This window comes from Agromyces cavernae (genome assembly GCF_021044935.1).
Classification (GTDB): domain Bacteria; phylum Actinomycetota; class Actinomycetes; order Actinomycetales; family Microbacteriaceae; genus Agromyces; species Agromyces cavernae.
This window is the reverse complement of the sequence record NZ_JAJNMP010000005.1, coordinates 1-23,536: the sequence shown is the minus strand read 5'-3', so window position 1 is coordinate 23,536 and position 23,536 is coordinate 1. Positions and strand designations below refer to the sequence as shown.

The 23,536-nt window shown below is 69.6% G+C and carries 25 protein-coding genes; 12 read left to right on the top strand and 13 right to left on the bottom strand.

Features of this window, described 5'->3' with window-relative positions:
- Positions 1 to 20 precede the first annotated feature (20 nt).
- The 4 genes from rlmB to LQ757_RS18370 form a co-directional block, all read right to left on the bottom strand.
- Entirely contained in the window at positions 21 to 1,061 is a 1,041-nt protein-coding gene (gene rlmB, locus LQ757_RS18385) for a 23S rRNA (guanosine(2251)-2'-O)-methyltransferase RlmB (protein WP_231048743.1), read from the bottom strand.
- Positions 1,058 to 2,470 carry a cysteine--tRNA ligase gene (cysS, locus tag LQ757_RS18380; RefSeq protein WP_231048742.1) on the bottom strand — a complete coding sequence of 471 codons (1,413 nt, stop codon included), beginning with the start codon at positions 2,468 to 2,470 and terminating at the stop codon, positions 1,058 to 1,060. The genes rlmB and cysS overlap by 4 nt, the downstream gene beginning before the upstream one ends.
- Before the next feature lie 42 nt (positions 2,471 to 2,512).
- On the bottom strand, positions 2,513 to 3,706 hold the full coding sequence (gene ispD / locus LQ757_RS18375) for a 2-C-methyl-D-erythritol 4-phosphate cytidylyltransferase (RefSeq protein ID WP_231048741.1): 1,194 nt from the start codon (positions 3,704 to 3,706) through the stop codon (positions 2,513 to 2,515).
- Between the two features lie 75 nt (positions 3,707 to 3,781).
- Positions 3,782 to 4,264: a CarD family transcriptional regulator gene (locus LQ757_RS18370; RefSeq protein ID WP_022889889.1), complete on the bottom strand. Its 483-nt coding sequence runs from the start codon at positions 4,262 to 4,264 to the stop codon at positions 3,782 to 3,784.
- A 174-nt stretch (positions 4,265 to 4,438) separates the two neighbouring features.
- On the opposite strand from LQ757_RS18370, the gene LQ757_RS18365 reads away from it, so the two are divergent.
- Positions 4,439 to 4,903 (top strand): DNA modification methylase, encoded by a 465-nt coding sequence (locus LQ757_RS18365; protein ID WP_231048740.1) that lies wholly within the window; start codon positions 4,439 to 4,441, stop codon positions 4,901 to 4,903.
- A gap of 85 nt (positions 4,904 to 4,988) precedes the next feature.
- Here LQ757_RS18365 and LQ757_RS18360 read toward each other — a convergent pair whose 3' ends face one another.
- Together LQ757_RS18360 and LQ757_RS18355 are read right to left on the bottom strand one after the other, a co-directional pair.
- Positions 4,989 to 5,669: a response regulator gene (locus tag LQ757_RS18360; RefSeq protein WP_231048739.1), complete on the bottom strand. Its 681-nt coding sequence runs from the start codon at positions 5,667 to 5,669 to the stop codon at positions 4,989 to 4,991.
- Complete coding sequence (locus LQ757_RS18355; RefSeq protein WP_231048738.1) at positions 5,666 to 6,937, bottom strand: sensor histidine kinase; 1,272 nt, start codon at positions 6,935 to 6,937, stop codon at positions 5,666 to 5,668. Before LQ757_RS18355 ends, LQ757_RS18360 begins: the two co-directional genes overlap by 4 nt.
- A gap of 182 nt (positions 6,938 to 7,119) precedes the next feature.
- Here LQ757_RS18355 and phoU point away from each other — a divergent pair, with 182 nt between their 5' ends.
- Positions 7,120 to 7,779, top strand: coding sequence for a phosphate signaling complex protein PhoU (gene phoU / locus LQ757_RS18350; protein ID WP_231048737.1), 660 nt, complete (start codon positions 7,120 to 7,122; stop codon positions 7,777 to 7,779).
- Positions 7,780 to 7,836: 57 nt separating this feature from the next.
- Here the strand turns inward: phoU and LQ757_RS18345 are convergent, their stop codons facing one another.
- On the bottom strand, positions 7,837 to 8,583 hold the full coding sequence (locus LQ757_RS18345) for a phosphoglyceromutase (RefSeq protein ID WP_231048736.1): 747 nt from the start codon (positions 8,581 to 8,583) through the stop codon (positions 7,837 to 7,839).
- A gap of 104 nt (positions 8,584 to 8,687) precedes the next feature.
- On the opposite strand from LQ757_RS18345, the gene LQ757_RS18340 reads away from it, so the two are divergent.
- Complete coding sequence (locus LQ757_RS18340) at positions 8,688 to 9,497, top strand: class I SAM-dependent methyltransferase (protein ID WP_231048735.1); 810 nt, start codon at positions 8,688 to 8,690, stop codon at positions 9,495 to 9,497.
- 44 nt (positions 9,498 to 9,541) lie between these two features.
- On the opposite strand, the gene ygfZ is transcribed toward LQ757_RS18340, so the two are convergent.
- From ygfZ to LQ757_RS18325, 3 genes are all read right to left on the bottom strand, one after another.
- The gene (gene ygfZ, locus LQ757_RS18335; protein WP_231048734.1) at positions 9,542 to 10,702 is read right to left on the bottom strand and encodes a CAF17-like 4Fe-4S cluster assembly/insertion protein YgfZ; all 1,161 of its coding nucleotides are present in this window, start codon (positions 10,700 to 10,702) and stop codon (positions 9,542 to 9,544) included.
- Positions 10,702 to 11,310, bottom strand: a complete 609-nt coding sequence (locus LQ757_RS18330) for a nitrobindin family protein (RefSeq protein WP_231048733.1) — start codon at positions 11,308 to 11,310, stop codon at positions 10,702 to 10,704. Before LQ757_RS18330 ends, ygfZ begins: the two co-directional genes overlap by 1 nt.
- 154 nt (positions 11,311 to 11,464) lie before the next feature.
- The gene (locus LQ757_RS18325; protein ID WP_231048732.1) at positions 11,465 to 11,779 is read right to left on the bottom strand and encodes a hypothetical protein; all 315 of its coding nucleotides are present in this window, start codon (positions 11,777 to 11,779) and stop codon (positions 11,465 to 11,467) included.
- Positions 11,780 to 11,862: 83 nt separating this feature from the next.
- Between LQ757_RS18325 and LQ757_RS18320 the strand changes: the two genes are divergently transcribed.
- The 7 genes from LQ757_RS18320 (at position 11,863) to pstB (ending at position 19,948) form a co-directional block, all read left to right on the top strand.
- The gene (locus LQ757_RS18320; RefSeq protein WP_231048731.1) at positions 11,863 to 12,549 is read left to right on the top strand and encodes a response regulator transcription factor; all 687 of its coding nucleotides are present in this window, start codon (positions 11,863 to 11,865) and stop codon (positions 12,547 to 12,549) included.
- Between the two features lie 44 nt (positions 12,550 to 12,593).
- The gene (locus tag LQ757_RS18315) at positions 12,594 to 14,786 is read left to right on the top strand and encodes an RNA degradosome polyphosphate kinase (RefSeq protein WP_231048730.1); all 2,193 of its coding nucleotides are present in this window, start codon (positions 12,594 to 12,596) and stop codon (positions 14,784 to 14,786) included.
- Positions 14,783 to 15,721, top strand: coding sequence for an NUDIX hydrolase (locus LQ757_RS18310; RefSeq protein ID WP_231048729.1), 939 nt, complete (start codon positions 14,783 to 14,785; stop codon positions 15,719 to 15,721). Before LQ757_RS18315 ends, LQ757_RS18310 begins: the two co-directional genes overlap by 4 nt.
- Positions 15,722 to 15,928: 207 nt before the next feature.
- Positions 15,929 to 17,020 (top strand): phosphate ABC transporter substrate-binding protein PstS, encoded by a 1,092-nt coding sequence (locus LQ757_RS18305; RefSeq protein ID WP_231048728.1) that lies wholly within the window; start codon positions 15,929 to 15,931, stop codon positions 17,018 to 17,020.
- A gap of 97 nt (positions 17,021 to 17,117) precedes the next feature.
- Positions 17,118 to 18,053 carry a phosphate ABC transporter permease subunit PstC gene (pstC, locus tag LQ757_RS18300; protein WP_231048727.1) on the top strand — a complete coding sequence of 312 codons (936 nt, stop codon included), beginning with the start codon at positions 17,118 to 17,120 and terminating at the stop codon, positions 18,051 to 18,053.
- Positions 18,053 to 19,144 (top strand): phosphate ABC transporter permease PstA, encoded by a 1,092-nt coding sequence (gene pstA, locus LQ757_RS18295; protein WP_231048726.1) that lies wholly within the window; start codon positions 18,053 to 18,055, stop codon positions 19,142 to 19,144. The genes pstC and pstA overlap by 1 nt, the downstream gene beginning before the upstream one ends.
- 24 nt (positions 19,145 to 19,168) lie before the next feature.
- A complete protein-coding gene (pstB, locus tag LQ757_RS18290; RefSeq protein WP_231048725.1) occupies positions 19,169 to 19,948 on the top strand; it encodes a phosphate ABC transporter ATP-binding protein PstB in 780 nt (259 codons plus the stop codon).
- Positions 19,949 to 19,954: 6 nt separating this feature from the next.
- Here the strand turns inward: pstB and LQ757_RS18285 are convergent, their stop codons facing one another.
- Entirely contained in the window at positions 19,955 to 20,842 is an 888-nt protein-coding gene (locus LQ757_RS18285; RefSeq protein WP_231048724.1) for an aminodeoxychorismate lyase, read from the bottom strand.
- A 155-nt stretch (positions 20,843 to 20,997) separates the two neighbouring features.
- Positions 20,998 to 21,636: a DNA-directed RNA polymerase subunit beta gene (locus LQ757_RS18280; protein ID WP_231048723.1), complete on the bottom strand. Its 639-nt coding sequence runs from the start codon at positions 21,634 to 21,636 to the stop codon at positions 20,998 to 21,000.
- A gap of 347 nt (positions 21,637 to 21,983) precedes the next feature.
- On the opposite strand from LQ757_RS18280, the gene LQ757_RS18275 reads away from it, so the two are divergent.
- Together LQ757_RS18275 and LQ757_RS18270 are read left to right on the top strand one after the other, a co-directional pair.
- A complete protein-coding gene (locus LQ757_RS18275; RefSeq protein ID WP_231048722.1) occupies positions 21,984 to 22,667 on the top strand; it encodes a phosphatase PAP2 family protein in 684 nt (227 codons plus the stop codon).
- Between the two features lie 110 nt (positions 22,668 to 22,777).
- Complete coding sequence (locus LQ757_RS18270; RefSeq protein WP_231048721.1) at positions 22,778 to 23,074, top strand: hypothetical protein; 297 nt, start codon at positions 22,778 to 22,780, stop codon at positions 23,072 to 23,074.
- A gap of 51 nt (positions 23,075 to 23,125) precedes the next feature.
- On the opposite strand, the gene LQ757_RS18265 is transcribed toward LQ757_RS18270, so the two are convergent.
- Positions 23,126 to 23,368 (bottom strand): hypothetical protein, encoded by a 243-nt coding sequence (locus LQ757_RS18265; protein ID WP_231048720.1) that lies wholly within the window; start codon positions 23,366 to 23,368, stop codon positions 23,126 to 23,128.
- Positions 23,369 to 23,536 lie beyond the last annotated feature (168 nt).

The following is a 23,536-nucleotide window of genomic DNA, read 5'->3' as shown; positions in this document are numbered from 1 at the left end:
CTCGATACGCGACTTCGTCGCTACTCGACCGACGCCTCGGCGCGCAGCTTCGAGATCTCGTAGAGCGTCACGGATGCCGCGATGCCGGCATTGAGCGACTCGGTGGCCGCCTCGATCGGGATCGAGACGATCGCGTCGCACGTCTCGGCGACGAGGCGGGACAGGCCCTTGCCCTCGCTGCCGACGACGATGACGATCGGCCGGTCGGCCCACGACAGGCCGGGCAGCGAGACCTCGCCGTCGCCGTCGAGCCCGAGCACGAAGACGCCGCGCTCCTTGAGCGTCTTGAGCGTCTGGGTGAGGTTCGGAGCCATGGCGACGGGGATGCGCGCGGCAGCGCCGGCCGACGTCTTCCAGGCCGCGGCGTTGACGCTCACCGAGCGGCGCTGCGGCACGATGACGCCCTGGCCGCCGAACGCCCCCGTGGAACGCAGGATCGCGCCGAGGTTGCGCGGGTCGGTGATGCCGTCGAGTGCCACGAGCAGCGGGGTCTCGTCGCGCGCGAGCACCTCGTCGAGCATCTCGATCGGGTGCGCGTACTCGTACGGCGGCACCTTGAGGGCGATGCCCTGATGCACCGCGTCATGCCCGGCGAGCCGGTCGAGCTCGGGGCGCATGACCTCGAGCATGGGGATGCCGCGGTTGTTGGCGAGCTTCATCGCCTCTTTCACCCGGTCGTCCATCTCGACGCGCGCCGCGATGTAGAGCGTCGACGCCGGGATGCGCGCACGCAGTGCCTCGACGACCGAGTTGCGGCCCGTGACGATCTCGGATTCGTCGCCCGACTTCGAGCGGCGGGCCGCACCCGAGGCACCGCGCGGCGCACCGGCTCGGGCGCCCTGGCCGGCGACCTTGCCTGCGGCCCTGCCTTTGCCGCCCGCGGCGGCATAGCGCTCCTGCGCGGCCTTGCGCTTGCCGGCGGGGTGCCAGGCTCGGTCTTCGGCCTTCGGCGTGGGACCCTTGCCCTCGAGCGCCTGGCGCCCCTGACCGCCCGAGCCGACCTGCTTGCCCTTGCCCTTGCGTACGGCTCCGGCGCGCGACTTTCCGCTGCTGCCCTTCATGATCCCAAGCTCCAATGCGTGCCGGTCTGGCTGTCTTCGATGGTGATGCCCGCGACGGCGAGCTCGGCGCGGATGCGATCGGCCGCGGCGTAGTCCCTCGACTCGCGTGCGGTCTGGCGGTCTTCGATGAGGCGCGTGACGAGGGCGTCGAGCGCGGATGTCGCGGGGCCCGAGTCACCCGCCGACCAGTGCGGGTCGCGGGGGTCGATGCCGAGCACCTCGACCATCGCGACCACCTGGCCGTGCGCGACCGCGGCGTCGTGCAGCTCTTCGTCGTCGAGCGACTGGTTGCCCGCGCGCACGGTGTCGTGCAGCACGGCGAGCGCCTGCGGCACGCTGAAGTCGTCGTCCATGGCGTCGGCGAAGGCATCGGGGATCACCGGGCTGCCCACGCCCGAGTACCGCGTGCCGGCGAGGCGGCGCTCGACCCGCTCGAGGAAGCCGCGGATGCGGTCGACGGTCGCCTCGGCCTCGGCGAGCGAACTCGGCGCGTAGTCGAGCGTCGACCTGTAGTGCGCTCCGCCGAGCAGGTACCGAACAGCGAGCGGGGAGGCGAGGCCGAACAGCTCGGCCGCGTAGACCGAGTTGCCGAGCGACTTCGACATCTTCTGTCCGCCCGTGTTCACGAGCCCGTTGTGCACCCAGTAGCGCGCGAAGCCGTCGCCGGCTGCGGTCGACTGGGCGAGCTCGTTCTCGTGGTGCGGGAACCGCAGGTCGAGCCCGCCGCCGTGGATGTCGAACTCGGTGCCGAGGTAGCGCGCCGCCATCGCCGAGCATTCGATGTGCCAGCCGGGCCGCCCGGCTCCCCAGGGCGAGTGCCAACTCGACGACTCGGGCTCTGCCGGCTTGTGCCCCTTCCAGAGCGCGAAGTCGCGCGGGTCGCGCTTGCCGCGCGGGTCGGCGTCGGCCGCGGCTTCCATCTTGTCGCGGGACTGGCGGGTGAGCTCGCCGTAGGAGGGCCAGCTCGACGTGTCGAAGTACACGTCGCCCGAGCCGTCGGGCGCCGGATACGCGTTTCCGCGCTCGATGAGTCGTGCGATGAGTTCCTGCATCTGCTGCACGCTCGCCGTCGCGCGCGGCTCGTAGGTCGGGGCGAGGATGCCGAGGGAGGCATACGCCGCCGTGAACTCGAGCTCGACCCGGTAGGCGAGCGCGTACCACTGCTCGTCGCCCGCTGCGTTCAGGATCTTGTCGTCGATGTCGGTGACGTTGCGGATGAACGCGACGTCGTTGCCGCGATACGCGAACCAGCGCCGCATGATGTCGTACACGAGGGCGCTGCGCAGGTGCCCGATGTGCGGGCTCGACTGCACGGTCGGCCCGCAGACGTACATGCCGACGTGCCCCTCGCGGAGGGGCACGAAGTCACGCAGGGCCTGGGCCTTCGAGTCGTAGAGTCGCACGGTCACCCGCCAAGCCTACCGGCGCGCCGCCGTGAGACGCGGAGCATGTCAGGCGGGGATGAGGAGCGCGGTCGCGATCGCGGCGACACCCTCGCCGCGGCCCGTGAAGCCGAGGGCGTCGCTCGTGGTCGCGCTCACGCTCACCGGCGCGCCGAGCACGCGTGAGAGCAGCGCCTCGGCCTCGGCCCGGCGCGGCGCGAGCTTGGGCCGGTTGCCGACGATCTGCACGGTCACGTTGCCGATCGAGAATCCGGATGCCTCGACCAGCCGCCTCGTCTCGGTGAGGAAGACCTCGCCGCGTGCGCCGTCGAATCGGGGGTCGTCGGTGCCGAAGACCTGGCCGACGTCGCCGAGCCCGGCGGCCGCGAGCAGCGCGTCGCAGATCGCGTGCGCGGCGGCATCGCCGTCGCTGTGCCCCGAGAGCCCGCGCTCATCGGGCCAGTGCAGTCCGGCGAGCCAGAGCGGGGTGCCGGTGTCGGCGGCGAAGGCGTGCACGTCGGTGCCCGTGCCGATGCGCGGGGGCGGCGCGGCGCGCGGGGGCGTTCGCCCCGTGCGTTCCGCGACGAGCTGCTCGGCGCGGCGCAGGTCGGCCGGCACCGTGATCTTGAACGCTCGAACGTCGCCCGGGACGATGTCGACGGCGAGGCCCGATGATGCGACGAGCGCCGCATCGTCGGTGAACTCGTCGCGCGCCGTGGCGTAGGCGTGATCGAGCGCCTTGCGCGGGAAGCCCTGGGGCGTCTGCACCGCGCGCAACTGCGACCGGTCGACGGTCTCGACGACGCTGCCGTCGCCCCCGACTCGCTTGATCGTGTCGACGACGTCGAGCGCGGGGACGATGCCGCGGTTGCGGGCGCGCACGGCTCCGGCGACCTCGTCGAACACGAGGCTCGGCGTGAGGGCCCGAGCGGCGTCGTGGACGAGCACCGTGTCGATGCCGGGCGGCAGCACCGCGAGTCCACGCGATACCGACTGCTGCCGGGTCGCGCCGCCCGCGACGACGTCGAGCACGGCGGATGCCCCGGCCACGACCGGCTCGAACGCCGACCGGCTCGCATCGACCCGGTCGGCGGGAACGACGAGCACGAGGTGCGGCGTGGACGCCATGCCGAGCGCGCCGGCGACGGCGGTCGCGAGCACCGTGCCGTCACCGAGCGGCACGAATGCCTTCGGCTCGTCGTACCCGAGGCGAGTGCCGCTTCCGGCCGCGACGATGACGACGGCGATCGTGGGCGTGCTCATGGCACGAGCGTAGCGCGGCGCCGATCGCGAGAAACGCACGCCGAACTCGCCACCCGACCTGCGGAGCAGGACCCGCTAGGAGGCGAGCACCTCGTCGAGCACGGTCGAGGCAGCCTCTTCGTCGGTCTTCTCTGCGAGCGCGAGCTCGGAGATGAGGATCTGACGTGCCTTCGCGAGCATGCGCTTCTCGCCGGCCGAGAGCCCGCGGTCCTGGTCACGACGCCACAGGTCGCGCACGACTTCGGAGACCTTGATCACGTCGCCCGAGGCGAGCTTCTCGAGGTTCGCCTTGTAGCGACGCGACCAGTTGGTCGGCTCTTCGGTGAAGGGGGCGCGCAACACCTCGAAGACCTTGTCGAGGCCTTCTTTTCCGATGACGTCGCGCACGCCGACGAGGTCGACGTTCTCGGCCGGAACCTCGATGACGAGGTCGCCCTGCGTGACGTTCAGCTTGAGGTAGAGCTTCTCTTCACCTTTGATGATCCGTTTCTTCACCTCGGTGATCGTTGCGGCACCGTGGTGGGGGTAAACGACGGTTTCGCCAACCTCAAAAAGCATGAATATGTGTCCTTTCGGCAACTCTCAGGATATCACATTCGGGATCGTGCTAAGGTTCCGCCTCCCCCTCGCATGGCCGCCGCGACCGTACGATATGCTCGGATTCGATTCCTCGCGCGCGCCGAAACGGCCGCGCGCCCGCTCGCTCTTGGAGGTTCTGTGAAGGCGCGTCTCGTGGCATCCGCCGCTCTCGCTCTCGGCATCGCGCTCGGCGCGAGCGGCTGCGCGATGCTCACCTATCAGGCGACGACCGAGCCCTACGACGCGAGCGACGGGGTCGCCGCCGATGTCGGCGATCTCGACCTGCGCAACATCCTCGTCGTGAGCGACGACGGCGATGAGGGCAACCTCGTGCTCACCGTCGTCAACAACGGCGAAGACGACGTCGAGCTCGACGTGCAGCTCGTCTCCAGCGGCGACACGCAGACCATCGAGGTCGCGGCAGGCTCGACCGTGGGCCTCGGCGCGGCCGACGTCGAGGGCATCGACGTCCTCGACCCCATCCTGCTCGAGGGCATCGACACACAGCCCGGCGGGCTCGTCGACATCTACTTCCAGTACGGCTCGGCCGAGGGCATCGAGATCGGCGTGCCGGTGCTCGACAGCAGCCTGCCCGAGTACTCCGACCTGGCCCCGTGACGAGCGGTGGTGCCGAGCGGCGCCACTTCCAGACGAACGACATGAGCGGATGCCCCGGGGCATCCGCTCATTCGTCGCTGCGGGCCTATGCCTCGAAACGGTAGCCGAGCCCACGCACGGTGACGAGCTGCACGGGCTCGGAGGGCTGCTGCTCGATCTTCGACCGGATGCGCTTGATGTGCACGTCGAGCGTCTTCGTGTCGCCGAAATAGTCGGACCCCCACACCCGGTCGATGAGCTGACCGCGCGTGAGCACGCGACCGGGATTGCGCATGAGCAGTTCGAGCAACTCGAATTCCTTGAGCGGCATGGGCACGGCCGTTCCGTCGACCTCGACCGTATGCCGGTCGACGTCCATGCGCACCCGACCGCCCTCGAGGATCGCCTCGTCGTAGTCGTCGATCTCGGTGCGCCGCCGCAGCACCGCGCGGATGCGGGCGAGCAGCTCGCGCGTGGAGTACGGCTTCGTCACGTAGTCGTCGGCGCCGAGCTCGAGGCCCACGACGATGTCGATCTCGGAATCCTTCGCCGTGAGCATGATGATCGGTACCGTCGAGCGCGACCGGATCTCGCGGCAGACCTCGGTGCCCGGCAGTCCGGGCAGCATGAGGTCCAGCAGCATGAGGTCGGGTTCGGCCTGGTCGAATGCCGCGATGGCGGCGGGTCCGTCGGCGGCCACCTCCACCTCGTAGCCCTCGCGCTCGAGGAGGAAGCTCAGGGGGTCGCTCAGTGCGATCTCGTCTTCGACGAGGAGGATTCGGGTCACGTACGGTCTCCTGGTTCGGATGCTGCGACGTTCGCAGCGCGTCGGGCGCCGCGCGAGGCGGCGAGTTTCGGGGCGCTGGTGGCACCGGGCAGGACCTCGGTCGGCGGCGCGTCCGAATCGGCCGACTCGGACGCCTCGATGGGCGGCTCGGCGAGGGGAAGCCGGATCATGAAGGTCGATCCCCTTCCGGGCTGCGACCACACGCGCACGTCGCCGCCGTGATTCTGCACCGTGTGCTTCACGATGCTGAGCCCGAGCCCCGAGCCGCCGGTGTTGCGCGAGCGTGCCTGGTCGATGCGGTAGAACCGCTCGAAGACCCGCTCGAGTTCGTCGGACTCGATGCCGATCCCCTGGTCGGTGACCGCGATCTCGACGGCCTCGTCGACGACCTTCGTGCCCACGCCGACCCGGCCGCCTTCGCTGGAGTAGGCGATCGCGTTCGCGATGAGGTTGTGCACGGCGACGATCAGCAACGACCGGTCGCCGTAGACCTCGGCCTTCGACGACGCGCGAACCGCGACGTCGATGCCCTTCGCGGTCGCGACGACCCGGTTCTGCTCGACCGCCGCCGCCACGATCTCGTCGACCCTGAGCAACTTATCGGTGCGCAGCGCCCCGCGAGCCTGCAGCCGGGACAGCTCGATGACCTCGCTCGTGATGTGCGCGAGCCGGCCGGCCTCGACCGAGAGCCTGCCCGCGAAGCGCCGTACCTGGTCGGGCTCGTCGGCGGCCTGGTCGAGCGCCTCGGCGAGCAGGCTGACCGAGGCGATCGGGGTCTTCAGCTCGTGGCTGATGTTCGCGACGAAGTCGCGTCGCACCTCGTCGAGCCGGAACGACTCGGTGCGATCCTCGGCGAGCAGGAGCACGAATCGCGTGCCCAGACGGCCCGACCGTACCCGCAGCCGGAGCGGTGTGTCGGCGAAAGGCCCCCGGGAGACGACGTAGTCCTCGCCGACGATCGGTTCGCCCGTGCGGCGCACGGTGGCGACGATGTCGAGCAGCTCGGGATGCACGAGCTGCTGGTTGCGCACGAGCCCCATGGCGACGGCGCCCGGCGAGGCCCGCAGCACGTTGTTCGACGGATCCAGCACGACTCCGGCGGACTCCATGACATCGAGCACCTGGTCGACCCCGTCGGGAATCGTCGGCGCGACCACCTTCGCCGCGCTGGCTCCGCGGCGTTCGGCCATGTGCAGCACGATCATGAATGCGGCACCGAGGAAGAGGCCGAAGGCAAGCGCGGTGAGCACCAGCCACGTGGAGTCCATGCGTTCAAGACTAACCAGCCGATCGCGCCGCCTCGGCCATTGTCCGCCTGTGCGGCGGTACGTTAATGGGTGTTCAGCCTCCCGGCACCTGCTGTTCACCTGCCGCCGCGAGGATGTCCCGGGGCCGCAGCGCCCTGCCGTCCCGCGCGCAGCGCGAGCCGCCGAGAGATGAGGATTCGTACATGCGTGAGGTGTTCCAGCAGGAGCTGGCCGAGGTTCAGGACCGACTGGTGGAGCTCGCCGAACTCGTCGCCGAGTCGATCGACAAGGCCACGCGGGCGTTCCACCAGTCCGAGGTGAGCCTGGCCGAAGACGTGATCGCCAGCGACAACTTCATCGACCAGCGCACGGTCGCCCTCGACGAGCTCGCGATCACGATCCTCGCCCGCCAGCAACCGGTCGCCCGCGACCTGCGCATCGTCGTGAGTGCCCTGCGCATCAGCGCCTCGCTCGAGCGCATGGGCGACATGTCGACCCACATCGCCCAGCTCGCCCGCTACCGCTTCCCCGACAAGGTCGTGCCCAAGTCGCTGCGCTCGACGTTCGCCGAGATGGGCCAGCTCGACGTCGAGATCGCGCGCAAGCTCGTCGAGCTGCTGCGCACCGAAGACGCGCAGCTCGCCGAGGAGATCCGCAACGACGACGACAAGGTCGACGCGCTGCACCTCGTGGTGTTCGACAAGGTGCTCGGCGAGACCTGGAAGGGCCAGGCCGTCGACACGGTCGACGCCACGCTCGCGAGCCGCTATCACGAGCGCTTCGCCGACCACGCCGTGTCGATCGCCAAGAAGGTGCAGTACCTCGTGACCGGCGACTGGGACCCCGAGAAGTCCGCGGGCTGAGGCCGGAACGACGGAGGGCGAGGGGTCATCGACCCCTCGCCCTCCGTCGTGTTCGGGTTACCTGGTGCCCTGTGCGGCAACGGCCGCCGCACCGGCCGCGGCGGCCTCGGGGTCGAGGTACTCGCCCGGCTCGAGCGGCATGAAGTCGTCGCCGAGGCGGTACACGAGCGGGATGCCGGTGGGGATGTTGAGTTCGGAGATCTCGTCGTCGCTGATGCCATCGAGGTGCTTCACGAGCGCGCGCAGCGAGTTGCCGTGCGCGGTGACGAGCACGACCTTGCCGGCAGCGAGGTCGGGGATGATGTCCGACTCCCAGTAGGGCAGCATGCGCGCGATGACGTCTTTCAGGCACTCGGTGCGCGGCATCTCGGCGTCGGTGAGGCTCGCGTAGCGCGGATCGCCCACCTGCGACCACTCGGCGTCGTCGGCGAGCACGGGCGGCGGGGTGTCGAACGAGCGGCGCCACAGCTGGAACTGCTCGGGACCGTACTTCTCGAGCGTCTCGGCCTTGTCGAGGCCCTGCAGCGCGCCGTAGTGGCGCTCGTTGAGCCGCCACGAGCGGCGCACGTCGATCCACGCGCGGTCTGCCACGTCGAGCGCGATGTTCGCGGTCTGGATCGCGCGCGTCAGCACCGAGGTGTGCTGCACGTCGGGGAGGAGCCCCGAGTCGCGCAGCAGCTCGCCGGCGCGGGCCGCTTCGGTCTCGCCGAGCTCGGAGAGCCTGACGTCGACCCAGCCGGTGAACAGGTTCTTCTGGTTCCATTCGCTGTTGCCATGACGGAGCAGTACGAGGGTGTGAGGCATGAGGACAGCCTACCGGCGGGACATCCGGGCGCCTGATCGCGTGAATCCCGATGACGGCGACGGATGGCGCGACTCGCCCCGCGCGCGCCTGCGAGACTTGCAGCATGCCGGTCGGATCCATCACTCGCGGGACGACGAACACGAACCGCCTGCGACGCATCGACCGATGGATCGCCGCGCAGTCCGCGCTGCGCCACGCCACCGACGCGTTCGTCGTCGACCTCGGTTACGGCGCGAGCGGGGTGACCGCGATCGAGCTCGCGGCGAGGCTCGCGCACGTCCGACCCGACGTCGAGGTGCTCGGGCTCGAGATCGACCCGGCACGCGTGCGCAGCGCGCGCGAACAGCTCGCGAGGGTGCGCGCCGGGCGATCGCACTTCGATGCCGGCGTGCGCGTCGAGTTCGCCCTCGGCGGCTTCGAGGTGCCAACGCCGAACAGTCGCCGTCCCGCGGTCATCCGTGCGTTCAACGTGCTGCGGCAGTACGACGAGTCCGATGTCGCCGCCGCATGGACCCGCATGGCCGCTCGGCTCGCACCGGGCGGGCTGCTCGTCGAGGGCACGTGCGACGAGCTCGGGCGCGTCGCGAGCTGGGTCGGCGTCGACGCGTCGGGGCCGCGCACGTTCACGATCAGCCTGCGGCGGTCGGGCCTCGAGACACCCTCGATCGTCGCCGAGCGCCTGCCGAAGGCGCTCATCCACCGCAACGTTCCCGGCGAGCGCATCCACGAGCTGCTCGCCGAGCTCGACCGGGCCTGGCGACGGCACGCGCCGATGTCGGTGTACGGGCCGTCGCAGCGGTGGACCGCCACCGTCGCCACAGTGCGGCATGCCGGGTGGCACGTGATCGGCGGGCCGCGCCGTTCCCGTCTCGGCGAACTCACCGTGCCGTGGCAGTCGGTGGCACCCGCCTGACGTCCGCTCCCCGTGCCCGCGCCCCGACGGGTGCGCCGGCGCCGCTACGGCTTGCGCACGCCGAGGCGCGGCAGGCGCGGCACGTCGACCGCAGCTCCGGCGTCGGCCGGGACGATCTCGACCTGTGCCGCCGCGACCTCGATGCCGTGGCTGAGCACGATGAGCGGGAGGTCGCCGGGCACCGCGCGCTTGACGACCGCCAGCGCGATCGGCCCGAGCTCGTGGTGCATCGCACTCGAGGTGATGCGGCCGACGGTCCGCCGCTCGGGCGCGGCGCCGGGCTCGGGTTCGGGGCGCACCTTCTCGCCGACGACCTCGTCTCCGGGCGCGGGCAGCACCGTGTCGCTGCCGTCGAGGTGCAGCAGTACGAGGCGGCGCGGCGGACGGCCGAGGTTCAGCACCTTCGCCACCGTCTCCTGGCCCTTGTAGCAACCCTTGCCGAGGTCGACGGCACTGCGCAGCCAGTCGAGCTCGTGCGGAATCGTCTTCTCGTCGACCTCGGTCGCGAGGCGCGGACGCCACGCGGCGATGCGCAGCGCCTCGGCGGCGAGCGATCCGGCGACGGCCACGCGGCCGGCGGAGACGGCGGCGGCGGCATCCGCGAGTGCGGCGCGCGGCACGATGCGCTCGATCCAGTGCCACGCGGATGCCGGGTGGCCGGCCTGTTCGGCGTACTGGTGCGCCCCCGGCGGGGGCGATGCCCACGGGTCGGTCCAGTCGAGCGCCACCCCGGCGGGCGCCGCAGCAGGCGCCGCGGCATCGAGTGCGGCCTGGGACATCGCGGCGATCACGGCGAACTCGTCACTGCGGTCGGCGACCTCGACGCGCAGCATGAAGCGCATGCGGTCGAGCCAGGCCGCGAGCGGTGCAGCCTCGTCGCCCTCGACGATGAGCCAGGTCGACTCGCCGTCGTCGACGAGGTGCACGGCGTGCTCGATGCGACCCGATGCGTCGAGCAGGAGTGCCTCGGCACTCTCGCCGGGAGCGATGCGTTCGACGGCCTGGCTCGCCATCGAGTGCAGCCACGAGCGACGGTCGGGGCCGGTGACGACGACGAGTCCGCGGTCGGACAGGTCGACGATCGCCTCGCCGCGCTCGAGTCTGCGCTGCTCGACGATGGGATTGCCGTAGTGCCCGGCGACGCCCAGATCGAGCGTCTCGGCCGGAACTGCGCCGTCGAGCACCAGGAACGGGGACGCGGCCATCAGTCGACCTTCGCGAGTCGGGCCGACGCGTGGGTGCGAAGGTCTTGGCCGAGGGCCGCGATGTCCCACGCCCAGAGCAGGTGCGCTTCGACGAGACCGTAGAGTCGCGTCGCTGCCGCGTAGTCCTTCGCCCCGGCCGCACGCATGACCGCGTCGGTGGCCAGGTCGATGCGCGGCCCCTTGACCTGGCCTAGGTAGAGTTCGCTGACCCCGCCGGGATGCACGATCGAGACCTCGAGATCGAAGCCGCCGTCGGCATTGCGCAGCTGCTCGACCGCCTCGGCGTCGGGGTAGCGCGGCTCGCCGATCGCCGGCAGCAGGGCCGGCCCCGGGTCGCCCTCGCCCTGCTCGCGGGCGAGCCGCCAGTAGCCGGTCTCGGTCGCGAGCGGCGTCGGCTCGCCGCCCTCGTCGGCGGGGAACAGCCACGTGTACGACGTGTAGTTCAGGTGCGGAAGCCCGTCGTGGCTGAAGCTCACTCGCTGCCCGAACTCATGCGTGACCGACTCGTCGCCGACCTTGTAGTCGATGACGCCCGATCCCTCCCAGACCCCGAGGAGCCACGAGAGCGGTACGAGCTCGGCCGGCAGGTCGAGGGGCAGCTCGATCATCGCCACGCCTTCATCAGCCCCTAGCGCTGACCCTTGAAGAGTTTGTAGACGACGACCCCGCTGACCCACGCGATCGCGAGGCTCGCGAGGCCGAGCAGGCCGATGAAGAGGAGTTCGAGGGCGAGCAGCTCAGACATGGTCCGAGTCTATCGGCTCACCGCACGGCGACGGGCGCGACGACCGCGGCCGCGAGCGCGACCAGGACCACCGAGCCGGCCATGCTCGCCGCTACCCGGCCGACGAATCCCTCGGGCCGGCGCGTGGCCAGCTGCACGGCGAGCGTCACGATCACCGCCGCGGCGAGCACGACGCCGAGTGCGGCGTAGACCCCGAGCGCACCCCGATCGCCGAACCACGCGACGCCGCCGGCGAATGTGAGACCGACGACGACGACCACGCTCGCGAGCGTGATCGCCCAGACCGACACGATGCCGGGCCATCCGCCACCGGTCGCCGTCTTCTCGGCCATCGTCACTCCCCCGGTTTCGATGTCGCGGACGGGGTTCCCCCGTCCCGTAGTATTGACCGCACCTTACTACTGGAGGGTGTGGCGTGGCGCAGCTGCTGATCTTGACGCCGGCAGCCAACGATGACGTTCTTCCGGCACTTCCGCTCCTGTCTCATCGAGTCCGGGTGATCCCGGCTTCGCCCGAGCAGCTGGTCAACGCGCCCGAATCCGACCTGGTGTTCCTCGACGCCCGCACGAACCTCGCGGGCGCGAAGGCGCTCTGCCAGATCCTGCGCACCACCGGGCTCTCGGTGCCGCTCATCCTCGTCGTGACCGAAGGCGGGCTCACGGCCGTCACGCCCGACTGGGGCGTCGACGACGTCGTGCTCGAGCATGCCGGCCCCGCCGAGGTCGACGCGCGCATCCGGCTCGCCATCGGCCGGTCGCAACGGTCGCAACCGACCGAGCGCATCCAGACCTCGGGAGTCGTCATCGACGAGGCCAGCTACTCCGCCAAGGTGCACGGTCGACCCCTCGACCTCACGTACAAGGAGTTCGAGCTGCTGCGGTTCCTTGCGGCCCATCCCTCGCGGGTGTTCACGCGCGAGCAGCTGCTCAGCGAGGTGTGGGGCTACGACTACTTCGGGGGCACGCGCACCGTCGACGTGCACGTGCGGCGGCTCCGCGCCAAGCTCGGCGACCTCGAGAGCCTCATCGGCACCGTGCGCAACGTCGGCTACCGCTTCAACGTGCACGAAGACGACGAGGGCGCGCCCGTAACCGCACGTTAACCCGGTTCTCATGCCGTGTTCGCGGCGGATGGCATGATGAGAGGATGACCGCTGACAGCCTGATCGAGGACGAGCGCACCTCGGATCGCACGTCGAGCGATTTCGACGACGACTTCGAGCCGTTCGACATCGAGGGCGCACCCGAGCTGCCCGCGGAGCGGTACCTCGATCGCGAGCTCAGCTGGCTCGCATTCAACCAGCGAGTGCTCGAGCTGGCCGAAGACCCGACCCTTCCGGTGCTCGAACGGGCGAACTTCCTCGCCATCTTCGCGTCGAACCTCGACGAGTTCTTCATGGTGCGGGTCGCCGGCCTGAAGCGTCGCATCATGACCGGGCTCGCTGTGCCGACGAACGTCGGCCGCGCCCCGATGGACGTGCTCGTCGACATCTCGAAGAAGGCCCACGAGCTGCAGGAGCGGCACGCCGCGGCGTATCAGACACTCGTCAAGCCCGCGCTCGAGGAGGTCGGGATCACGGTCGTCTCGTGGGACGAGCTCGGCGACGACGAGCAGGCCCACCTGCGCGCCTACTTCGGCGCGCAGATCTTCCCGGTGCTGATGCCGCTCGCGGTCGACCCGGCCCACCCGTTCCCGTACATCTCGGGGCTCTCGCTCAACCTCTCGGTGCGCGTGCGCAACAGCCGCACCGGGCGTCAGGAGTTCGCGCGCGTCAAGGTGCCGCAGATGCTGCCGCGCTTCGTGCGCGTCGACCCCAGCGAGTCGGTGCAACGCGTGCGGTACATCACGCTCGAAGACCTCATCGCCAATCACCTCGGCGACCTCTTTCCGGGCATGGAGATCGTCGAGCACCACGTGTTCCGGGTCACCCGCAACGAAGACGTCGAGATCGAAGAGGACGAGACCGAGAACCTCATCAAGGCGCTCGAGAAGGAGCTGCTGCGCCGCCGGTTCGGCCCGCCGATCCGGCTCGAGATCACCGACGACATGGACGAGGTGACCCTCGGCCTGCTCGTACGCGAGCTCGACGTCACCGAGCAGGAGGTCTACCGGCTCCCCGCACCGCTGGACCTCGGCGGACTGTTCGACCTCGCCAGGATCGACCGGCCCGAGCTGCACTACGGCATCCACGTTCCGACCACCGCGGTGCAGTTGCAGCCCTCCGAGCCCAACCGGCGCGCCGACGTCTTCAAGGCGATCGCGCGTCAGGACGTCCTCGTGCACCACCCCTACGAGTCGTTCGCGACGAGCGTGCAGGCCTTCCTCGAACAGGCTGCGGCGGACCCCGACGTGCTCGCCATCAAGCAGACGTTGTACCGCACCACCTCAGGCGACAGCCCCATCGTCGAGGCGCTCATCGACGCGGCCGAGTCGGGCAAGCAGGTGCTCGCGCTCGTCGAGATCAAGGCCAGGTTCGACGAGCAGGCCAACATCACGTGGGCCCGCAAGCTCGAGAAGGCGGGCGTGCACGTGGTCTACGGGCTCGTCGGGCTGAAGACCCACTGCAAGCTCGCGCTCGTCATCCGTCAGGAGAAGGACGGCCTGCGCCACTACAGCCACATCGGCACGGGCAACTACAACCCGAAGACGAGCCGCATCTACGAGGACCTCGGGCTGTTCACGACCGACGACCAGGTCGGCAAAGACCTGACGCGGCTGTTCAACGAACTGTCGGGCTACGCCATCGAGAAGAAGTTCAAGCGACTGCTCGTGGCTCCGCTGCACCTGCGCAAGGGGCTGCTCAAGCTGATCGCCACCGAGATCCGCAACGCAGAGGCCGGCCGGCCCTCGGGCATCCGCATCAAGGTCAATTCGATGGTCGACGAGTCGATCATCGACGCGCTCTACCGGGCATCGAACGCGGGCGTCCCGGTCGACGTGTGGGTGCGCGGCATCTGCAGCCTGCGACCCGGCATTCCGGGGCTCAGTGAGAACATCAGGGTGCGCTCGATCCTCGGCCGCTACCTCGAGCACTCCCGCATCTTCACGTTCGCGAACGATGGCGACGTGCAGACCTACATCGGCTCGGCAGACATGATGCACCGCAACCTCGACCGACGCGTCGAGGCGCTCGTGCGGCTCACCGACCCCATGCATCTCGCCCAGATCAGCACGCTGTTCGACCAGGCGATGGACGACTCGACGAGCACGTGGCACCTCGCGGGCGACGGCGTGTGGACCCGCCACGCGACCGATGCATCCGGGCTTCCGCTCACCGACCTGCAGAATCGGCAGATGCTCGAGATCGCACAGCGCAAGCGCTCCGGAAAACGCCGGTGACCTCGACCGCGATCTATGCCGCGGGTGCCGTGTGCTGGCGCATCATCGACGGTAAGGTGCACGTGCTGGTGATCCACCGCACGGTATACGGAGATGTCACGATCCCCAAGGGCAAGGTCGACCCGGGCGAGTCGCTCCCGCAAACGGCGGTGCGTGAGATCGCCGAGGAGACCGGGCTCGCCGTTGCGCTCGGGGTCCCGCTCGGCGTCTCGCGCTACCCGCTGTCGAGCGGGCGCGAGAAGATCGTGCACTACTGGTCGGCCGAGGTGAGCGAGCGCGCCGTGCAGCAGTCGACGTTCAAGCCGAACGCCGAGGTCGCCGCGGTCGAGTGGGTGACCATCAAACGAGCGCGCGGGTACCTGAGCTACGAGCCCGACGTCGAGATCCTCGACAACTTCGCGAAGCTCGTCGACCAGGGCGTGACCTCGACGTTCTCCCTCACCCTCCTGCGTCACGGCAAGGCCGTCGGACGCAGCGGCTGGACCGGCGCCGACGCCTCACGGCCCCTGACCGAACGCGGCGTCGCGCAGGCGGCGGGTCTCGTGCACGCGCTGCCGGCGTGGGGCCTCAAGCGCATCGTGTCGAGCCCCGCGGTTCGCTGCGTCACGACCGTGGCGCCGCTCGGGGCGGCCACCGGCATCACGGTGAAGCGCGACGCCGGCATCAGCCAGGACGCCTGGGAGTCCGGCGACGGCGAGGTGCGGCGCGTGATCGGCAAGCGGGTGCGATCGGGCAAGAACGCCGTGCTCTGCAGCCACGGCCCGGTGCTGCCCGAGATCATGCGCGAGGTCGCGTTGGCGACGGGCACCCCCTTGGGTTCGTACGTGACGGATGCCGCGGGGCTCGAGCCCGGCGCGTTCAGCGTCGTGCACCTCTCCGCGACGAATTCGGGCTCGGGCATCATCGCCATCGAGACGCACGCACCCCGCGCATAGCGTCCGGTTCCTGAGCGGGCTCTGCGCGCGCCCCGCGCCGAGCGGCCGGTTCCTGAGAGCGCTCTGCACGCGACATCCGGAGCGACAGCGCTCGTTCACCTTCCGTTTACCAACGCGGCGCAAGTTGGTAAGGCTCGCTGATTAACGTCGCAGGCGGGTCGGCACCGGCCCGAAATCCTGCAAAACGAACCCCGGAAGGGAATTCACGTGAACCTCAAGCGTTTCGGCGTGCCTGCCGTTGTCGCCGTCACCGCGGCACTCGCACTCAGCTCCTGCGCCGCGAACGAAGGCGGAGCCGCCCCCGCGGAGTCGGCTTCGACGCTCTCGGGCAACCTCGTCGGCGCCGGCGCCTCCTCGCAGGACGCCGCACAGCAGTCGTGGATCGCGGGCTTCCAGACCGCGAACCCCGATGTCACGATCGACTACGACCCCTCGGGTTCGGGTGCCGGTCGCGAGACCTTCCTCGAGGGCGCGAGCGACTTCGCCGGTTCCGACCGCGCGTTCAACGACGAGGAACTCGCCGCAGGCGGCTTCGCCAAGTGCGCGCCCGACTCGACCATCGTCGAGCTGCCGCTCTACATCTCGCCGATCGCCGTGATCTTCAACGTCGAGGGCGTCGACGCGCTCAACCTCGACGCGGCGACCATCGCGGGCATCTTCTCGGGCACGATCACCAAGTGGAACGACCCGGCCATCGCCGCGACGAACCCCGACGCGACGCTGCCCGACCTGGCGATCACTCCCGTGCACCGCTCCGACGACTCGGGCACGACCGAGAACTTCACCGAGTACCTCGGTGCCGCCGCCCCCGACGTGTGGACGTACGAGGCTGATGGCGTTTGGCCGTTCGAGGGCGGCGAGGCTGCGCAGGGCACCTCGGGCCTCGTCGACGCCGTCACCAACGGCACCGGCACGATCGGCTACGCCGACGCGTCGCGCGCCGGCGACCTCGGCACCGTCGCGGTGCAGGTCGGCGACGAGTTCGTCTCGTACTCGCCCGAGGCTGCTGCCGCCATCGTCGACGCCTCGCCGTTCGCCGAGGGTCGCGCTGAGGGCGACCTCGCCATCGAGCTCGACCGCACCTCGACCGAGGCCGGCGTCTACCCGGTGGTCCTCGTCAGCTACCTCATCGCCTGCGGAACGTACGCCGAGACCGAGAACGTCGAGCTCGTGAAGTCGTACCTCTCGTACATCGCCAGCCCCGAGGGCCAGGACGCCTCGGCGGCCGACGCCGGCTCGGCTCCGATCTCGGACGCGCTCCGCGAGAAGGTCACGGCTGCGATCGACTCGATCAGCTAGTAAGTTCGTGCCCGACCCCGAGCGTGCGTCCAGGACGCCGCGGGGTCGGGCACGGCCTTGTTCCCCCACCCGTTCCTGATATCGAGGATTGCGCCCCATGAGCACCACCACCGCGATCAAGGCGAAACAACGACCCGGCGACCGGGTCTTCTCCGGCTCCGCCGTCTTCGCGGGGTCGATGATCCTCGTGACCCTGGCAGCCGTCGCGATCTTCCTGATCGTGCAGAGCATCCCGGCGTTCTTCGCGACCGGCGAAGACGCCTCGATCCTGCCCACCAACTTCTGGGCCTACGTCGGCCCCCTCGTCTTCGGCACGGTGTGGGCTGCGACCCTGGCGCTGATCATGGCCATTCCGGTCTCGATCGGCATCGCCCTCTTCATCTCGCACTACGCGCCTCGTCGCCTGGCCTCGGTGCTCGGGTACATCGTCGACCTGCTCGCTGCCGTGCCCTCCGTCGTGTTCGGCCTCTGGGGCATCGGGGTCTTGGCCCCGGCCGTCCAGCCGCTCTACTCCTGGCTCGTCGACAACCTCGGCTGGTTCCCGCTGTACAGCGGCCCCGTCTCGGGAACGGGCCGCACCATCCTGACGGCCGGCATCGTCCTCGCCGTCATGGTGCTGCCCATCATGACCGCCATCTGCCGCGAGGTGTTCCTGCAGACCCCCGTGCTCCACGAGGAGGCGGCGCTCGCGCTCGGCGCGACCCGCTGGGAGATGATCCGCACGGCGGTGCTCCCCTTCGGTCGGTCGGGCATCATCTCGGCCTCGGTGCTCGGCCTCGGTCGCGCGCTCGGCGAGACGATGGCGGTGGCGATGGTGCTCTCCGCCTCGGGTGCGGTCACGTTCCAGCTGCTGACCTCGGTGAACCCGTCGACCATCGCCGCGAACATCGCCCTCAGCTTCCCCGAGGCCTACGGCATGAACGTCAACGTGCTCATCGCGACGGGCCTCATCCTCTTCATCGTCACCTTCGCGGTCAACGCGTTCGCTCGCTGGATCGTCAGCCGTCGCAAGGAATTCTCGGGAGCCAACTGATGACCACGACGACGAAGCCCGACACCGCAACCGCGGTTCCGATCGAGAACTCGCTCACCGCGGGCCGCCTGCCCGCCCCGGCGCCGTGGATCATCCTCGGCGCCGCCATCGCCGTCGGCGCCGCCGTCTTCGGCGTGCTCGCCCTCGCCGGCAACGAATTCAACTGGGGCGGCGCGCTCGTCGTCGGCGCCCTGCTCTACATCCCGTCGATCTGGCTCTTCTCGATGCTCGTCGAGGGCCGACGCCGTGCGATGGACCGCCTGGTCACCGCCCTCGTCACCGGCGCCTTCGTGCTCGCGATGATCCCGCTCATCTCGCTCACGATCACCGTCGTGACCTACGGGCTCGCCCGATTCGATGCCGAGTTCTTCAGTTACTCGATGCGCAACGTCACGGGTGAGGGCGGCGGCGCCTTGCACGCCATCGTCGGCACCCTGCTCATCACCGGGGCTGCGGCGATCATTTCGATCCCGATCGGCCTCATGACGTCGATCTACCTCGTCGAGTACGGTCGTGGCCGTCTCGCCCGGGGCATCACGTTCCTCGTCGACGTCATGACCGGCATCCCGTCGATCGTCGCCGGCCTGTTCGCCTACGCGCTCTTCTCGATCTTCCTCGGCCCGGGCACCCGCACCGGCATCGCGGGCGCGGTCGCGCTCTCGGTGCTGATGATCCCCGTCGTCGTGCGGTCGAGTGAAGAGATGCTGCGGCTTGTGCCGAACGAACTGCGCGAGGCGGCCTACGCCCTCGGCGTGCCGAAGTGGCTCACGATCGTCAAGGTCGTGCTGCCCACCTCGATCGCCGGCATCACGACCGGCATCACGCTCGCCATCGCGCGAGTGATCGGCGAGACCGCGCCACTGCTCATCGCGGCGGGCTTCACCGCGAGCATGAACTACAACCTCTTCGACGGCCGCATGTCGTCGCTGCCGGTCTTCGTGTACACGCAGTACGCCAACCAGGGCAACCCGCCCGAGGCCTACCTCGATCGCGCGTGGGCCGCCGCCCTCACCCTCATCCTCATCGTCATGGCGCTGAACCTCATCGCCCGACTCGTCGCCCGCTTCTTCGCACCGAAGTTCGGCCGCTGATCCGCACGCCCAGTTAGGAAACCCGTGTCCAAGCGCATCGAAGTCAGAGACCTCAACGTCTACTACAGCAAGTTCCTCGCGGTCGAGGGCGTCAGCCTCGAGATCGAGCCCCGCAGCGTCACCGCGTTCATCGGCCCCTCGGGTTGCGGCAAGTCGACGTTCCTCCGCACGCTGAACCGCATGCACGAGGTCATCCCCGGCGCCCGCGTCGAGGGCGAAGTGCTCATCGACGGCAACAACCTCTACGACGCGGCCGTCGACCCCGTGCTCGTGCGCCGTCAGGTCGGCATGGTGTTCCAGCGGCCGAACCCGTTCCCCACGATGTCGATCAAGGAGAACGTGCTCGCGGGCGTGAAGCTCAACAACCGCCGCATCTCGAAGTCCGACGCCGACGACCTCGTCGAGAAGTCGCTGCGGGGCGCGAACCTCTGGAACGAGGTCAAGGACCGCCTCGACCGTCCCGGTTCAGGCCTGTCGGGCGGCCAGCAGCAGCGTCTCTGCATCGCGCGCGCCATCGCGGTCTCCCCCGAGGTCATCCTCATGGACGAGCCCTGCTCGGCCCTCGACCCGATCTCGACGCTCGCCATCGAGGACCTCATCGAGGAGCTCAAGCAGCAGTACACGATCGTGATCGTGACCCACAACATGCAGCAGGCCTCGCGTGTGAGCGACAAGACCGCGTTCTTCAACATCGCCGGCACCGGCAAGCCGGGCAACCTCATCGAGTACGACGACACGACGACGATCTTCTCGAACCCGTCGGTGCAGGCGACCGAAGACTACGTCTCGGGCCGCTTCGGTTGAGCCCCGTCAGTCGCGCGGGCTCTGGAGGTACGCGTTGAATTCGGCGGTCGCCTCGGCGTCATAGGGCACGGATGTCCCGTCGAGCGCCGTGACGCCCGCGGCGAGCCGAACACTCGAGACGAGCCAGATCGCATCGGCGGAACCGAGTTCGGCAGCCGGGATGTCGCGGTACTCGGTGCGGCGGCCGGTGCGCTCGAGGTACCCGAAGAGGCTCAGCTGCGTGGTGCCGTGCAGGATGGCGCCGCTCGGCGCGGGAGTCGAGTACAGGTCGCCGCTGCGCAGGATCACGCTCGACGTCGGCCCCTCCATGACGTAGCCGTCCGAGGAGATGAAGATCGTGTCGTCGGCGCCGCGGCGCTTGGCCTCGCGCAGCGCTGCCATGTTCGTGGCGTAGCTGAGCGTCTTGGCACCGAGCAGCAGCCACGGCGCGTTCTCCGCTGCGTCGCGCGCATACCCGCGGTCGAGCGTGACGACGCGCACCCCGTGCTCGCGGGGGCCGCTGAAGTCGGCGGCGGGCGACGCGTGGAGCCAGGCGGTCGGCGCCGGCCCGTGCTCGACGCCGCGGCTCAGGACGAGCTTGAGCGCGAACTCGCCGTGCACCGGGAGCGCCGCAGCGGCACGTGCGATCGCCGCCTCCCACTGCGGGAGGTTGGGCTCGGGCAGCTCGCAGATCCGCGCCGAGTTGCGCAGTCGCTCGAGATGCGCGCGGGGCTCCTGCGGGTGCCCGTCGGTAACCGCGAGGGTCTCGAAGATGCCGTCACCGCGTTGCGTCGAGAGTTCACCGACCCGCAGTGCGGGCTCGGCGGCATCCACCTCGCGGAACGTCGCTTCGACGTCGGTGACGGTCTCGCCGGCGGGCAGCGGCTCGATGAGGAGGGTGACGGTGTCGGGCATGCTCCGATGTTACGGGCAGCCGAGCAGAGGTAAGGCCGGCCGCAGAACGCCTCTCGGCGCGAGGCCGCTCGCAGCGGCGAATATTGGAGCCCGGGGTTATGCGGCCGGCCTCGACAAGTGTAAACGAGGTCGACCCCCTCGGCATTCCCGAGCGGTCAGTCGAGCGCCTCGCGACGCCAGAGTCGCGCGCACGACGCGAACTCGTCGGCGAGCTGGGTGAGGCGAAGCGCACGCGTGGTGAGCGCGGCCGGGCGATCGGGATGCGTCGCGTCTGCGGCATCCGCATCGTCTGCGAGGCTCGCGAGCCCGGCGGCCGACACGCGCGCGAACGCGGCCGCCCGCTCGAGGGCGACCGCGAAGTCGCCCGTGAAGAGCCCGTGCAGGATGCGGTCGGCGAGCGCGACGACCTCGTCGGGACCGGCGGGGATCGCAGCGCCGGCGACGACCTGGTCGATCGTGTGCGACACCTCGGTGCCGCGCTGGAATGCGAGCGCCTGCCCGCGGGGATCTTGCCGGATGAGCGCCCGCAGCAGGTACACGCGCCAGAGCGCGCCCGGCAGGCTCTTCGCGGAGGCGTGCGACCAGAGCTCGGCGATCGCGTCGATGCCGTGCTCGTCGGTGTACGACACCAGCCGCGCGACGACCTTGGGATCGGGATCTTCGCGCACGCGCGCCAGAAGTGCGGCCGCGGTGTCGTGCGCCACGCGGCTGACGTGCGCCGGGTCTTCTGCGCCGAGATAGCCCTCGAACATGGTCGGCGGAAAACGGGTGGGACGGTGGAAGTCGGAAGCCATCGCGCGCAACCTTACTCCGCTCGGCTGCATGCCGGCCGATGCCGAAATCGACTCCGCCCGGCATCGGTGTCGGACTCGAAGTCGACTTCGCGAATATCCGAAGTCGACTGCACACCACGGGACCGATTCGCAAGCATCCAAGGATCCCAACGGAAATCCTTGTTGCGTTTGGCGTACCTGTGCGGACGTCTTCACCGGGCGGGGCATACGAGAATCGCGATTCGCTCACCGGCGAGCGTGCTGCTCGGCCCGGGGTTTGGGGCGCGCAAGGACCGGCGTTCGCGCGTTCCCGGGAGTGGGGCGCCCCGGTCTACTGCCATCCCGCGCAGCGCCACTAGTCTGCGGGTATGCCGTTGCTCCGAGCCGTCGTTCTGCCGGCGCTCGGCGCGATCGCCATGTTCGCCGCGGCTGGGCGGGCGATGCGGCTCCTCGGCGGCGACGACCCACGCGAGGACCGGGCCCTGCGTGCGCTCCAGAACGCGTTCGGCCACCGGCCGGCCGACGGCGATGTCGCCGTGCCGACCGACCCCACCGACCCGACCGGGCTACGCGAGCCGATCGACCGGATCACCCAGCCGCTCTCGTGGTACTCCGGCGTGCCGCAGACCATCGCGAACGGGGCGATCTGGTGCGGCGTCACCTGGTTGTTGACGCGCGACCGGCGCTCAGCTGTCGCCCCGGCGGCGGTGCTCGCCCTCGAGACCGCGTGCTTCGTCGCATCCGCGGCGCTCTCGGGACGGCCACGACCCGAGGGCGTGTGGCGCCCGGAGCAGCCGCACGCGACCTCGTCGTTCCCCTCCGGGCACACGGCGGCAGCTTTCGCGCTCCACGGCACGCTCGCCGACCTGCTCGATCTCCACGGCGCCCGCGGCGCGCGGCTCTTCGGCCCCCTCCTTCGGTACGGGATTCCCGGAGCGATCGCGTTCTCGCGGGTCTACCGCGGCCAACACCACATCTCGGACACCGTCGCGGGCGCCCTTCTGGGACGGTGGAGCACCGCGGTGGTGCGGCGGGAGCTGATCTCGTCGTAGGCGGGCGGGACGCCCCCGCCCGACGGCCTTGCGGGTATTGCAGGTCGCCCGTTTACCGACCGTCAAGCGGGCGGCTCGTAACGGCGTCGTCGGCCCACTAGCGTCGGTGTATGGATTTGTGGAGCGGATTGACGATCGACACCCGGGAACTCCGCGATGTGTTCGAGCGGCTGATCACTCATTTGGAGCAGACGAGAGGCGAATCCGTCACCCTGCACGAGGACTACTTCTACTCGATGCCATATCCGGAAATCTATGACGTCTTGAATGGCCCGCCGTCGCCAACGATCGGGTCGCTCACCGAGACGTGGGACAACCTCCAAGGCGACAAGGACATCGACTCCACCATCATGTTCGAACTGGTGTGGCTGGGTGACCTACTCAAGGCGCTCGGGCACTTGGCCTAGAGAATCACTGCAGGGCCATCTGGTCCCTGGCGGATCGCCAAGTGAGATCCGTTAGCTCGGGGTTCGCCGGCGCTGTCCACCCTCTGTCGGGTTGACCCTGCGATCGATTCTTGACTGGGCGAGCCTTCCCACGCCGACGAGCGCGATGATCACCCCCAGCGTGAACAGGATGAAGTAGTAGGGCGTCGGCTTGTCGAGCAGCGAGAGGACGATGGCGCCCGCAGCGGCGAGGCTACCGGCGAGCAGATCCCTCCAGCCGCGACCACGAGCCTTGGGTTGCGTCAACTCTTCCACCGCACAAGTATGCGGCATGGACGCAAAAGGTGGCGAGGGAGTCCGATACCACGAGCAGCCCGCCCGATGGCCGATCCCTCAGCGGGGCCGGCCAAGCGCCGGCGTGGGCCCGCCCAGCCGGTAGGCCAGACTGATCGAGTGCAAGAACACGACGTCGTCCTTCGCGCC

What these genes read in the sequence shown, in the direction of transcription:
- rlmB (WP_231048743.1), bottom strand. Translation starts at nt 1,061, where the DNA reads ATGAAGGGCAGCAGCGGAAAGTCGCGCGCCGGAGCCGTACGCAAGGGC.
- ispD (WP_231048741.1), bottom strand. Translation starts at nt 3,706, where the DNA reads ATGAGCACGCCCACGATCGCCGTCGTCATCGTCGCGGCCGGAAGCGGC.
- LQ757_RS18370 (WP_022889889.1), bottom strand. Translation starts at nt 4,264, where the DNA reads ATGCTTTTTGAGGTTGGCGAAACCGTCGTTTACCCCCACCACGGTGCC.
- LQ757_RS18355 (WP_231048738.1), bottom strand. Translation starts at nt 6,937, where the DNA reads ATGGACTCCACGTGGCTGGTGCTCACCGCGCTTGCCTTCGGCCTCTTC.
- phoU (WP_231048737.1), top strand. Translation starts at nt 7,120, where the DNA reads ATGCGTGAGGTGTTCCAGCAGGAGCTGGCCGAGGTTCAGGACCGACTG.
- LQ757_RS18345 (WP_231048736.1), bottom strand. Translation starts at nt 8,583, where the DNA reads ATGCCTCACACCCTCGTACTGCTCCGTCATGGCAACAGCGAATGGAAC.
- LQ757_RS18340 (WP_231048735.1), top strand. Translation starts at nt 8,688, where the DNA reads ATGCCGGTCGGATCCATCACTCGCGGGACGACGAACACGAACCGCCTG.
- ygfZ (WP_231048734.1), bottom strand. Translation starts at nt 10,702, where the DNA reads ATGGCCGCGTCCCCGTTCCTGGTGCTCGACGGCGCAGTTCCGGCCGAG.
- LQ757_RS18330 (WP_231048733.1), bottom strand. Translation starts at nt 11,310, where the DNA reads ATGATCGAGCTGCCCCTCGACCTGCCGGCCGAGCTCGTACCGCTCTCG.
- LQ757_RS18325 (WP_231048732.1), bottom strand. Translation starts at nt 11,779, where the DNA reads ATGGCCGAGAAGACGGCGACCGGTGGCGGATGGCCCGGCATCGTGTCG.
- LQ757_RS18315 (WP_231048730.1), top strand. Translation starts at nt 12,594, where the DNA reads ATGACCGCTGACAGCCTGATCGAGGACGAGCGCACCTCGGATCGCACG.
- pstC (WP_231048727.1), top strand. Translation starts at nt 17,118, where the DNA reads ATGAGCACCACCACCGCGATCAAGGCGAAACAACGACCCGGCGACCGG.
- pstA (WP_231048726.1), top strand. Translation starts at nt 18,053, where the DNA reads ATGACCACGACGACGAAGCCCGACACCGCAACCGCGGTTCCGATCGAG.
- LQ757_RS18285 (WP_231048724.1), bottom strand. Translation starts at nt 20,842, where the DNA reads ATGCCCGACACCGTCACCCTCCTCATCGAGCCGCTGCCCGCCGGCGAG.
- LQ757_RS18280 (WP_231048723.1), bottom strand. Translation starts at nt 21,636, where the DNA reads ATGGCTTCCGACTTCCACCGTCCCACCCGTTTTCCGCCGACCATGTTC.
- LQ757_RS18275 (WP_231048722.1), top strand. Translation starts at nt 21,984, where the DNA reads ATGCCGTTGCTCCGAGCCGTCGTTCTGCCGGCGCTCGGCGCGATCGCC.
- LQ757_RS18270 (WP_231048721.1), top strand. Translation starts at nt 22,778, where the DNA reads ATGGATTTGTGGAGCGGATTGACGATCGACACCCGGGAACTCCGCGAT.